Source organism: Bacillus sp. FSL W8-0645 (assembly GCF_038007905.1).
Lineage (GTDB): Bacteria > Bacillota > Bacilli > Bacillales > Bacillaceae > Bacillus > Bacillus pumilus.
Genome location: NZ_JBBOYC010000001.1, coordinates 831,459 through 843,853, shown reverse-complemented (window position 1 = coordinate 843,853; position 12,395 = coordinate 831,459). Strand labels below are relative to the sequence as shown.

Sequence of the window (12,395 nt, the reverse complement as noted above, 5' to 3'; positions counted from 1 at the left end):
TATTTAATGACCTGCTTGAATATTGATGAGATGCTTACGACCAATAAGCAAGATGATCATGCCTAACAGAACGACAGCCGCCCCAACATAGTAAGGGGTGCTTGCTGTATAAGATTCAGCAAGTACGCCGGCAATCCAAGGAGCAATCGCGCCCCCAATAAACCGTACAGCACTGTAAGAGGATGAAGCAATGGAACGCTCAACCGGTGCTGATCCCATCACAGCGGTCGTGAGCACAGTATTGATCATGCCAAGAATACCCCCAGCAATGACAATTCCGCAGATGACGACGACTACATGTGAAGTCCAGATCCCAATACCGAATAAAATCATAGCAAACGAAGCAAACAGAACCACAAGAGAAGTCAATGTCCCAAGCTTTCGATGAATGACAGGCGCTGAAAAGACGGATGTCACGGCCAAAAATAGTCCCCATCCAAAAAAGACATAACCAAGACCATGCTCATCCAGATGAAGCACAAATGGCGAATACGCTAAAAGCACAAAGAAACCAAAATTGTATAAGAAAGCGGCAGATGCCATTGTTAAAAGCCCTTTATATTTTAACGCCCCGACAGCCTCGAATAATTTCACCTTTTTCTGAGGCTTCTGCATCGGTGGAAGCATAAACGTAATAGCTAAAAGAGCAACAAGCATTAACACCGCAACGCCAAAGAATGGTCCGCGCCAAGAGATCGTCCCAAGCTCTCCGCCAAGCAGCGGCCCAACCGAAATCCCAAGACCTAGTGCAGCCTCGTATAAAATAATGGCCTTCGCACTTCCTCCAACAGACACGCCGACAATGACAGAGAGAGCCGTTGAAATGAATAAGGCATTCCCAATGCCCCATCCGCCTCTAAAGCCGATTAATTCGTTAATCGTTGAAGAGGTACCGCCTAAAGCAGAAAAGACAATAATAAAAATAAGTCCGATTAATAACGTCCATTTCGCACCAATCCGGCTAGAGAGAAAGCCGGTAAAAAACATCACAAAGCCGGTTACAAGTAAGTAGCTCGTAAATAAAAGTGAGACCTGACTTGGAGATGCATCTAATTGTGATGCAATGGCCGGCAAAATCGGGTCCACAAGTCCTATCCCCATAAATGAAATCACACATGCAAAGGCAACAGCCCAGACGGCCTTCGGCTGCCTAAGCAGACTTGTACGCTGTTTTAACACTTCTTCTTCCTTCATTCCATCAGAACCTTTCCTTCAAATGTTGACAAAATAAAATAAACACACTGAGGTGTTTATTTTTGTAATTGCTCAATCGCATGAGCCGCTCTTTCTTTCATCGTTTCAAGATCCTTTTTAAAGGATTGAATCGTTTCAAGCTTTTTTGTAATCAATTGATGCTGCACAGTCAGCTGTACCTCAATATCTAACAGCTTCTCTAATCTTTCCTTCGGATCAAGCGACAGCAAGTAGCCTTCTTTATTCAGCTCTAATTGCTTTCCTATTTCCATAAACGATTGAAGCTCTTGTAAAGAAAAGCCGAGTACCTCTTTTGCCTGCATTACTTTTTCTAGTTCTTCCATGTCGTCCTCTGAGTAAAGTCTGACACCGCCCTCTGTCCGCTTTGGTGCTGATAATAAACCAATCTCTTCATAGAAACGAATCGTCCGTTTCGTCAGTCCACTTCTTTTCGCCACTTGATCAATTTTCATCCATTCCATTGCCAGTGCCTCCTGCTCATCAATTCATGATTTATTATACACCTTTATAACCTTAACGTAAACGTAAATTTTTGAGTTCTTGATTTTCTCGTGTTTTGATGTAAAGTAAAAAAACCTGTAGAAAATTCTACAGGTTTTTTTCAATCATTTTATTAGGATTAACCCTCTAATTCCTCAATCATTAGTGACAGTTCTGTCCAGCGGTCCATTGCTTGTTCTAGTTCTTCAGCAACGGCTTTTTGTTCATCCATCAGTTCTTGAATTTTCCCAAAATCACTGCCTGCTTCTGCAATGCTTGCTTCAAGCTGCTGATGTTTTTCCTCTAATGCCTGAATCCGGTCTTCAATTCCGTCCCATTCAAGCTGGTCTTTATAAGAAAATTTTTTTCTCTTTTTAGGCGCCGCTTCTACTTGTTTCTCAGCAGGCTTTGTCTCTGTCCGCTTCGCCTCTTTTTCTTGCTCCATGTAATCGCTGTAAGCACCTTGGTAGTGTGAAATGCGGCCATTTCCTTCAAAGACAAGCAGACGATGAACCACTCGGTCTAAGAAATAACGATCATGCGATACGGTCATGACAACGCCAGGAAACTGTTCTAAATAATCCTCTAAAATGCTGAGGGTCTCCGTATCAAGATCGTTCGTCGGCTCATCTAAAAAGAGAACATTCGGTTCTTCCATTAAGACTTTCAATAAATATAATCTGCGGCGTTCTCCTCCTGACAGCTTGCGAATAAACGTCCGCTGCATGGATCTTGGAAATAGGAACCGTTCCAGCATTTGCTCTGCTGTCACTATGGCGCCATCAGATGTCTTAACGATTTCAGCTGTTTCCTTGATGTACTCAATGATCGTCAGCTCTTCGTCCATTTCTTTGTGATCCTGCGTGTAATAGCCAATACGAACGGTTTGTCCAATCGTCAATTGTCCTGAAGTCGGTTCTATTTTCCCCGCTAGACAGTTGAGTAGCGTCGTTTTTCCGACTCCATTCGGTCCGATAAATCCAATCCGGTCGCCCGGCACGACTAAGTCTGTAAACCGCTCCACAAGGGACTGGCCAGCAAATGAAATCGACAAGTCTTCTGCCTCTATGACTTGTTTTCCTAGGCGATGGGAACCGATGGCGAAATCCAGCTCTCCCTTTGCATCAGGCCCTTTTTGATCCATCAGCTCTTCGGCTCTGCCGATGCGTGCTTTCTGCTTCGTCGTTCTTGCTTTTGCCCCTCTTCTCAGCCATGCAAGCTCTCGTCTGAGTAAGTTTTGACGCTTCGTTTCTTTCACCTGAGCTTCTGCTTCTCGTTCCGCTCTTTTTTCTAAAAAGACTTCATAATTTCCTTTATACGTATAGAGCTGTCCTTGATTCAATTCATAAATCCGATTGGCCACTCGGTTGAGGAAATAACGATCATGCGTCACCAGAATGACAGCACCGCTGTATTGACTCAAATATCCTTCGAGCCATTCAATCGTTGCATTATCGAGATGGTTGGTTGGCTCATCTAAAATCAGCAATCCCGCAGGCTGAATTAAATTTTTAGCAATCGCGACACGCTTTTTCTGTCCGCCTGATAAGGCATGAACAGAACGGCTCACATCTTTGACGCCAAGCTTTGTCAAAATCGTTTTGGCTGACAGGTTCGCATCCCATGCGTCTTCCTGATCCATTCGATTTTGCATGCGCATGAGCGCCTCTTGTTTTGCTTCATTTTGCGGATCATGCTCTAAATCGGCGAGCGCCTGTTCATATGCCTTCATCGTTTGAATCATGGGTGCCGTTCCAGAAAAAATGTAATCAAGAATCGTTTCATCCCCGATCATTTCAGGGTCTTGCTCAAGAAATTCGATATCAAGTGTCCCTGCCTTCGTAATATCACCCTCTTCAAACGATTCAAGTCCTGCAATGACCTTTAGGAGCGTTGACTTTCCTGTTCCGTTTGGTCCAATCAATCCGATGCGTTCCTTTGGTTCTATATGAAAAGAAATATGATCAAACAGCGTTTTCTCGCCATAGGTTTTATATAATCCTTCAACATTCAATAAACTCATTTTTATCAGCCCTTACATAGATTCTTCCTTTATTTTAAATCAGCCAGTAGCAGAAAACTAGTTTTAAAAAACCTGCTGCTGAAAAGAATGTTTCCTTTTGCTGCTCGATACACTATGAAGAGGTGATCTAAAGATGGTAACCATTAGCTTATGTATGATCGTGAAAAATGAAGAGGAGGTGTTAGCGGACTGCCTTTCCTCTGTCCAAGACATTGCAGATGAGATAATCATCGTTGATACAGGATCAACAGATCGTACGAAGGAGATTGCTCACTCCTTTTCAGCCAAGGTACTTGATTTCGAATGGGTTCAGCATTTTGCCAAAGCCCGTAATTTCGCTTTCTCACGTGCAACGAAAGAGTATATTTTATGGCTTGATGCAGACGATGTTCTGCTAGAAGAAGATCGTCAAAAATTTCTTCAGCTCAAAGAGACGCTTGATCCTTCGGTAGATGCCGTCTCAATGTTTTATCATGTGGGATTTGATCAAGACGGTCGGGTGAATTTTAAATATAGAAGAAATCGCCTTGTGAAGCGTGCCTTGAACTTTCAGTGGTACGGGGCCGTTCATGAGTTTCTTCAGGTGTATGGAAATATCTTACCAGTTGATATAGCTGTCACACATCAAAAGAGCAAGAAAACGACCGCTGGTGAACCCGGGCGCAACCTGCGCATCTATGAAGACATGCTGGCAAAAGGCGAAGAAATGACGCCCCGCGATCTCTTTTATTTTGCCAATGAATTAAGAGATAACAGGCAGCATGTCAGAGCGATTCGCTTTTATCATGAATTTTTAGCGACAAAACAATGCTGGATTGAGGATGAAATTCGCACATGCCAAAATTTAGCTGACTGCTATTATGCAGTCGGTTTCGAGGAAGCGGCTTTATCCTCATTATTACGTTCTTTCTTATATGATCAGCCTCGTCCAGAATTTTGCTGCCGAATCGGGGATCATCTAAAAATTCAAAATAAACATCAAGCAGCGATCTTTTGGTATGAGCAGGCGCTGAAGGCTCCTGAAATCGAAACAGCCTTCACACTCACACAGTATAAAACGTGGTATCCTCACCTTCAGCTTTGCTATTGTTATTATCAGCTCGGCGATCTGGAGAAAGCCAAAACCCATCACCATGCATCCGCCGCGCATTACCCCACTCATCCAAGTGTACTGTATAATGAAAAAATATTTACTAAACAGACGTAGACTATATGTCACCACATCCGCCTTCCATCTCTTGGCGGATGTCTCTTTTTGTGCACAAATTCGATTGTGTCGTTTAACACTTTAGTGATTTAAAGCGTTCTCCAACCAATTGACTAAATTGTCATTTAAGCATATACTAACACTCGTCTTACGAAAAGATTTATCCATTAGGAGGTCAACATGAGTTCTTTATTTCGAAAAAAGTCTCTCGACCAGCTCATGCTTGAAAGTCAAACGAAGCGGCTCAGCCGATCGTTAAATACGTTTGATTTAATCTTGCTTGGCATTGGCTGCGTGGTCGGGACTGGTATCTTTGTGATTACGGGGGTTGCTGCGGCAAAAGATGCGGGACCTGCGATTATTATATCTTTTATTTTAGCTGCGATCGCATGCGCCCTTGCTGCTTTTTGCTACGCTGAATTCTCCTCGTCCATTCCTGTGTCAGGCAGCGTCTATACGTATTCCTACGCCACACTGGGGGAATTTCTCGCCTTCTTAATGGGCTGGGATCTCATGCTTGAATATGTCATTGCGCTCTCTGCTGTAGCAAGCGGATGGTCGTCCTATTTTCAATCACTGCTCAGTGGATTCGGTCTGCACATACCGAAGGCATTATCAGCTGCACCTGGAGCCGCTGATGGGGCCGTCTTTAACCTTCCAGGCGCACTCATTATTTTGCTCATCACCTTTATCGTCTCAAGAGGCGTCAAAGAAAGCACGAAACTGAATAACATCATTGTGCTGATTAAAATTGCCATCGTCCTTCTCTTTATCATCTCAGGCTTTGCGTACGTCAAACCTGAAAACTGGACACCTTTTATGCCGATGGGCTTTGAAGGCGTGATCGCAGGAGCGGCAACAGTCTTTTTTGCTTATCTTGGATTTGATGCGATCGCCAATGCATCTGAAGAGGTCAAAAATCCGCAAAAGGCGATGCCGATTGGTATTATTGGAGCACTCGGTGTTTGTACCGTTTTATACATCGGTGTGTCCTTTGTCTTAACCGGCATGGTTCACTATACGAAACTGAATGTCAGTGACCCTGTCGCATTTGCTCTTCAAGTCGTGGGCCTTCATAGTGTGGCAGGTATCATATCAGCCGGTGCCATTATTGGGATCACAACGGTTTTAATTGCCTTGGTCTATGCGCAGGTACGCCTAACCTTTGCGATGAGCCGCGATGGACTCATGCCAAAGATTTTCTCAAAGGTTCATCCAAAATCGCAAACACCCGTTGCCAACACATGGCTGACAGGTGCTGTCGCAGCATGTATCGTAGGTTTTGTGAACTTATCGACGCTCGCGAATTTAGTCAGCATCGGTACACTTGCAGCCTTTACAGTGATTTCAATTGCCGTCATCGTTTTACGGAAAAAACACCCGAATGTCAAAGCAGCGTTTAAAGTGCCTTTCGTGCCTGTTCTTCCGATTATCAGTGCGGTCATTTGTATCACACTCGCAACGACCCTTTCATGGGTGACATGGAGAGCCTTCCTGATCTGGGTGGCTATTGGTGTCATTGTTTATTTCACCTATGCAAGACGAAAAAGTCATCTGAATGAAACACATTAGAAAAGAGACACGGGGTTTCCCGGTCTCTTTTTTTTTGCTTAAATCACGCTGTTTTTGGCTGAATGTGAGTCCACCATATCTGGATCTAACACGCTGGAAATCGGAATGACAAGCGGTGAACAATCTCCATTGTCCTCTCCAAATCCTTGGTTCAATTTCATTGAGAGAAAATAATCGATCTGCTGATAAGGACCTAGCGTCAGTGATGCACCCCGATCCATTGCATTGATTTTAAAAGCACCGACATTGACGACTGAGGGTGAGAATAACATCACACGTCACTTCCTTTGAATGGGTTTAGCTGCTGGTGAAAAAGAGGCAGGTGAGTCTACTTGATCTCGATCATCTACATGGCTTTTTGTCCCGACAAAACCGCTGGCATCTCCAAAATTTTGTCCGTACCCCTGATTTTTTTATCTGAGTTTTGCCACTCTGCCAACAAATTTTGTCCGACATTCACCGCCGATGCATTTTCCAGTCTATCCCCCTCTGTCATCGAGCTGGAAAAAAGACTCATCGCTCTCGAGCAAAAAATGTCCGCACCAGCTTCTCCTGTCTCAGAGGATACACACATTCATATTGAATCCCTGCATGTGGACAAAATTGATTACCATTTAGAGTTTGGGGAGCTTTCCATTGACCAGCTTCAAGGCAGGCTCAATATTGGGGCAACCTATTACACGCCAAAGGACACTCACATCAAAAAATCAACACCACCACCGAAGCCAAAAGAAACAAAAACACCGACAGTCTCGATTCGATCAAAGCCTTCCTCTTCTTAATGCGCTCAGCTTTTAAGCACAATCGGGAGCCAGAAATACACCGCAAGGACAATCACCACAATACTCATGATATTTAACCAAAAGCCTGCCCTGACCATATCAGATATTTTCAGCACGTCCGCACTAAAAACAGCGGCATTTGGCGGCGTGGAAATCGGCAGCATAAACGCACATGAGGAAGCCAAAGCAGCCGCAGCCATTAACCCATAGGGCTCGATGCCAATCGCAAGCCCAAGCCCAACCGTAATCGGAATAATCATATTGGCAACAGCTGTATTTGACATAATTTCAGTCATAAACAAAATCGCTCCCGTTAAAATGATCAATAGCATGATATACGAAAGCCCATTTAAATGCTGTAGATTTTCCCCGATCCATCCTGTTAGATTGGTTTCTGCAAAGCCCGTAGCTAGCGACAGCCCACCTCCAAACAAAAGCAACAGCCCCCACGGTAGCTGTTTCATATCCTGCCATTCTAATATTCTCTCTCCATTTCTTGCTGGAATGAGAAATAACAGCATGGCACCGAAAATGGCGATAGATGTATCAGATACGGTGATCCCTCCAAACAAAAAGAGCTTAAAAATCCACAAAAACGCCGTCATAAGAAAAACAACAAACACCCATTTTTCCTCTTGTTTCATTTTCCCTAAATCCTCTAAATCTTTTCGAATGAACGCGACACTCATGTCCCCTGTATGCTCTACTTTGAACTGTATCTTTGTTAAATACAGAAATAAGAGAATGAGCAGAACGATCGCAACTGGAAACCCAAATAAAAACCATTCGAAAAACATAATCTCCCGATCTAGCAGTTTTTTTGACATGGCAGCAAACACCGCATTTGGCACAGAGCCGACAAGTGTTGCTAGACCACCAATTGACGCTGAATACGCAACCGACAATAAAATGCTTTTACTGAATCGCTCAAGAGATGGACCAGCTAAGATGTCATTGGCCTTGACCTCTTTAATGACTGCAAGTGCCACTGGCAGCATCATCAGTGCTGTCGCTGCATTTGAAATCCACATAGATAAAAAAGCAGTCGCGATCATGACACCTAAGACAATGCGGTCACTTCGTGTGCCAATCACCCTTAAAATGTGTAAGGCCATTCTTCTATGCAGATTCCATTTTTCAATGGCAATTGCGATCATAAATCCTCCCATGTACATAAAAACGATCGGATCTCCATAAGCCCTTGATGTCTGTTCCATAGAAAGCCCTCCAAGTGTCGGCAGTAGGATGATGGGCAATAAAGATGTTGCAGGGATGGGCAGTGCTTCTGTCACCCACCATGTAGCCGTCCAAGCGGTAATGCCCAAGACTACCCTCGCAGCATAGGTCAATTCATTTTCAGGTATGAGAAAAAGAACGAGCAAGAAGAGTGCCGGTCCAAGAACAAGTCCAATCACATTCACCTTTTTATAAACGATAACAATCCCCCCTATTGAAAGCGCTTGTATATTTTTCTATTTTTCCACATTCGATGATCTCTTAAGAAATCCTTTAAATCATAAGAAAAAATGAAGATATCTTTCATAGAAACCATCTATCATTTTCGTCCCATTCCCAAAACCATGACATGATACATTGGTCTATTTTCATAGGAGAAACTATACAAATCATGTGCAATCACTGTAAAATATAGAAGATCTAATCAAAAATTGAGGTGTTTTCATTGTATACAGATCAACGAAAATCATTTTGGAAACAGAAAAAAGTCATGATCCCCATTCTTAGTATCATCGTAGTTGCTGCTGCTTTCTTTTTCTTAAAAGATTCTCTTTTGTCAAAAGAAAAAGAAGCTTTAAAAGCGGCTCAATCCTTTACAAAACAAATGGAGAAGAAAGACTTTACAAAGCTGGCTGATGAGGTAACAAGTGCGTCTTTGAAAGCCAATGACTTCTCAAAAAAACAACTAGCCGAAAAATATGACAATATCTTCAACGGAATTGGTGCTTATGATCTGAACATATCAAAGCTCAACGTCGAAAAACAGGACAAAGGAAATGGGTATCAATTTTCCTATGATGTAACAATGAAAACGTCATTTGGCAAGCTGCACAAGCTTTCTTACAAAGGCGTTCTCTCAGAACAAGATGACAAGTGGAAAGTGGACTGGAAGCCAAACCTCATCTTCCCACAAATGGAGAAGGGAGATACCATCAAGGTCAAATCAGACCCTGCTGTCCGTGGAAACATCGTCGACCGAAAAGGGCGTACGCTGGCAGAAACAACTGGTGGAAGCGCACTTGGCATCATCCCAGGAAAGCTTGGCACAGGGGAAGAAAAAGAACGCAATATCAAAAAAATCAGCAAGGCATTTGATATAGATGAAGAACTAATCGACAATCAGCTGAAACAAGCATGGGTCACAGACGACACGTTTGTCCCGCTCAAATCGATGTTAGAGCAAAAGCCGATTCCAAAGGATGTAAAAGGCGTCACCTATCAATCGAAGGAAATGCGCTACTATCCTTATAACGAAGCCGCCGCCCATCTCACCGGCTATGTCGGAAAAGCAAATGCAGATGATATCAAAAGAAATCCGGCATTAAAGGCAGATCAAATCATTGGCAAAACCGGACTTGAATTCACATTTGACCAAAACTTGCGCGGACAAGATGGCGGAAGCATTTTGATCGTCCATGATGAAACAGGCATTGAAGAAACATTGCAAAAATCAGATCGACAAGATGGAAAAACAGTGAAGCTGACCATTGATGCCTCTTTACAGAAAAAAGCCTATGAACAGCTGAAAGGTGAAAAAGGGGCTGTCACCATCATGAATCCATCATCGGGGGATCTATTAGCGCTTGTCAGCGCCCCTTCCTATGATGTCAATCTTATGACAAACGGGATCACACCTAAGCAATATCAGGCATACAGTGAAAACCCAGATCTCCCATTCCAAGCCCGGTATGCGAGCCGGTATGCACCAGGGTCTACATTCAAAACCATTACAGCAGCCATCGGGCTGGAAACAGGTGTCACAAAGCCTAATAAAGTACGCACCATCCATGGACTAAAATGGCAAAAAGATCAATCTTGGGGTAATTATCGAATTACACGGGTTCACGATAAAGAAAACGTAAATATGGTTGATGCCCTCGTGTACTCAGATAATATTTACTTTGGACAGGAAGCTCTGGAAATTGGCAAAGACACCTATGAGAAAAAAGTAAAAGCATTTGGATTTGGCGAAGATTTGCACATGCCATTTACAATGAAACCAGCGCAAGTATCGAACGACGGCATTCAATCGGACATCTTACTTGCTGACTCGGCATATGGCCAAGGCGAATTACTCATGTCACCGATTGAACAAGTACATGCCTATTCTCCATTTGCAACAGGAGGCAAGCTTGTCTATCCTCGAGTCGTTCAAGACGAGAAAACAGCATCACCAAAACAAATCATCAAAGAAGACTCGGCAAATACAGTGAAAGACGCGCTCACTCAGGTCGTGACGAGTCCAAACGGTACAGCTCACTCCTTACAAATTGAAGGAGCTGATATTGCCGCTAAAACAGGAACGGCAGAGCTAAAGAGCAAACAAGGGGCAACAGACGGTTCTGAAAATGGATTTTTACTTGCATTTAATCCTAAAAAAGAAGATTACGTCCTCGTCGGCATGATTGAAGATGTAAAAAACCGCGGCGGTAGTGGACTCGTCATTCAAAAAATGAAGCCTGTCATCGCAACTTTTTATCAATAACCGTTTAGAGACACAAACGCTTGTGTCTCTTTTTTCTAAATCATGACAATTTGCTATTGTTTTATAGTTCACCTTATGAATAAAATGAGAAGAATGCAAAATTGAAAACAGTTGAATGAAAGGAGGAAGTCTCATTGGCTATTGCTGCTCGTACAAAGGATAAACCTCAAAATTCTGTCACTGGATCAACGATTTATCCCATTTTATTGATTATTGGCATTTGTCATATGCTCAATGACACTTTGCAAGCCGTTATTCCTGCGATGTTCCCTATTTTAGAACGCTCAATGGGGCTGACCTTTACACAATTAGGGCTAATTGCCTTTACATTAAATATGGTCTCCTCCGTGATGCAACCCGCTATTGGGTGGTACACAGATAAAAGGCCGATGCCTTATGCACTCCCAATTGCTTTATTTTCTAGTGCTGTCGGTATATTCGGGCTTGCGTTTGCGCCTTCCTTTGCCACCATTTTGCTTTGCGTTGTCTTTATCGGACTCGGCTCTGCCATTTTTCATCCAGAGGGCTCCCGCGTTGCCAACATGGCAGCTGGTCCAAGACGAGGACTTGCACAGTCCATCTATCAAGTAGGCGGAAATACAGGTCAAGCCTTTGCTCCGCTGATCGCTGCATTCATGCTCGTCCCTCTCGGTCAGCCAGGCGTGGCTTGGTTTACGATTGTTGGAATGATTGCTGTCGGTTTCCTTCTTTATATTTCAAGATGGTACGCAGGAAGACTTCAAACCATTCGAGCTCAAGCGAAAAAAGCTCCAGCAAAAGCTGCAAGATCTGAACTTCACCGTAAGTCAGCACTCACAGCACTTGGCATTATCGTCTTTCTCATCTTTGCCCGCTCTTGGTATGGAAATGCGATATCAAATTTCTATGCGTTTTATGCGATTGAACAATATGGATTGACGATTAAAGAATCACAGACTTATATTTTCTTATTTCTCATTCTAGGTGCAATTGGGACATTTTTAGGCGGGCCGCTTGCAGACCGCTTTGGTAAGAAAACCGTGATTTTAATTTCCTTATTGGCATCCTTTCCACTTGCCTTGCTGCTGCCATTTGCCGGACCTGTTTTTGCCTATGTTTTACTTGGACTGATTGGGGTCATTCTGACGTCAAGCTTCTCTGTCACAGTCGTTTATGCTCAAGAACTATTTCCCGGGAAAATTGGCACAATGTCTGGTTTAACGGTTGGGCTTGCGTTTGGTATGGGTGCCATCGGATCGGTCGCTCTAGGCTCATTCATTGATGCCTTCGGTTTAACGCCTACTATGATCGGAGTCGCCTTTTTACCGATATTAGGTATCCTGGCCTTCTTACTACCTAGCGATCAAACCATCTCCAAATGGAATGAATCATAAAAAGGAGAAAACCGCTCAGTGA

The 12,395-nt window shown here is 43.4% G+C and carries 10 protein-coding genes and 1 pseudogene; 5 read left to right on the top strand and 6 right to left on the bottom strand.

Features of this window, described 5'->3' with window-relative positions; genetic code table 11:
* Positions 1 to 3: 3 nt before the first annotated feature.
* The 3 genes from NST39_RS04130 to NST39_RS04120 all read right to left on the bottom strand — a co-directional run bounded on the left by NST39_RS04130 (position 4) and on the right by NST39_RS04120 (position 3,718).
* Positions 4 to 1,194 carry an MFS transporter gene (locus NST39_RS04130; protein ID WP_341027227.1) on the bottom strand — a complete coding sequence of 397 codons (1,191 nt, stop codon included), beginning with the start codon at positions 1,192 to 1,194 and terminating at the stop codon, positions 4 to 6.
* A 56-nt stretch (positions 1,195 to 1,250) separates the two neighbouring features.
* The gene (locus NST39_RS04125) at positions 1,251 to 1,676 is read right to left on the bottom strand and encodes a MerR family transcriptional regulator (protein ID WP_126741152.1); all 426 of its coding nucleotides are present in this window, start codon (positions 1,674 to 1,676) and stop codon (positions 1,251 to 1,253) included.
* Positions 1,677 to 1,834: 158 nt separating this feature from the next.
* A complete protein-coding gene (locus tag NST39_RS04120; protein ID WP_341027226.1) occupies positions 1,835 to 3,718 on the bottom strand; it encodes an ABC-F family ATP-binding cassette domain-containing protein in 1,884 nt (627 codons plus the stop codon).
* 133 nt (positions 3,719 to 3,851) lie between these two features.
* Between NST39_RS04120 and NST39_RS04115 the strand changes: the two genes are divergently transcribed.
* Positions 3,852 to 4,925, top strand: a complete 1,074-nt coding sequence (locus NST39_RS04115) for a tetratricopeptide repeat-containing glycosyltransferase family 2 protein (protein WP_341027225.1) — start codon at positions 3,852 to 3,854, stop codon at positions 4,923 to 4,925.
* A gap of 180 nt (positions 4,926 to 5,105) precedes the next feature.
* The gene (locus NST39_RS04110; protein ID WP_341027223.1) at positions 5,106 to 6,497 is read left to right on the top strand and encodes an amino acid permease; all 1,392 of its coding nucleotides are present in this window, start codon (positions 5,106 to 5,108) and stop codon (positions 6,495 to 6,497) included.
* Between the two features lie 38 nt (positions 6,498 to 6,535).
* Here NST39_RS04110 and NST39_RS04105 read toward each other — a convergent pair whose 3' ends face one another.
* Together NST39_RS04105 and NST39_RS04100 are read right to left on the bottom strand one after the other, a co-directional pair.
* Complete coding sequence (locus NST39_RS04105) at positions 6,536 to 6,769, bottom strand: hypothetical protein (protein ID WP_341027222.1); 234 nt, start codon at positions 6,767 to 6,769, stop codon at positions 6,536 to 6,538.
* A 6-nt stretch (positions 6,770 to 6,775) separates the two neighbouring features.
* Positions 6,776 to 7,014 (bottom strand): annotated as a pseudogene (locus NST39_RS04100) (hypothetical protein).
* A gap of 76 nt (positions 7,015 to 7,090) precedes the next feature.
* Between NST39_RS04100 and NST39_RS04095 the strand changes: the two are divergent.
* Entirely contained in the window at positions 7,091 to 7,279 is a 189-nt protein-coding gene (locus NST39_RS04095) for a hypothetical protein (protein WP_235355610.1), read from the top strand.
* Between the two features lie 5 nt (positions 7,280 to 7,284).
* Here NST39_RS04095 and NST39_RS04090 read toward each other — a convergent pair whose 3' ends face one another.
* Entirely contained in the window at positions 7,285 to 8,700 is a 1,416-nt protein-coding gene (locus NST39_RS04090; RefSeq protein ID WP_341027221.1) for an SLC13 family permease, read from the bottom strand.
* A gap of 260 nt (positions 8,701 to 8,960) precedes the next feature.
* On the opposite strand from NST39_RS04090, the gene pbp4 reads away from it, so the two are divergent.
* Both pbp4 and NST39_RS04080 read left to right on the top strand, forming a co-directional pair.
* Positions 8,961 to 11,000, top strand: a complete 2,040-nt coding sequence (pbp4, locus tag NST39_RS04085; protein WP_341027220.1) for a penicillin-binding protein PBP4(5) — start codon at positions 8,961 to 8,963, stop codon at positions 10,998 to 11,000.
* 134 nt (positions 11,001 to 11,134) lie between these two features.
* Positions 11,135 to 12,373: an MFS transporter gene (locus NST39_RS04080; protein ID WP_106066702.1), complete on the top strand. Its 1,239-nt coding sequence runs from the start codon at positions 11,135 to 11,137 to the stop codon at positions 12,371 to 12,373.
* The last annotated feature ends 22 nt before the right edge of the window (positions 12,374 to 12,395 follow it).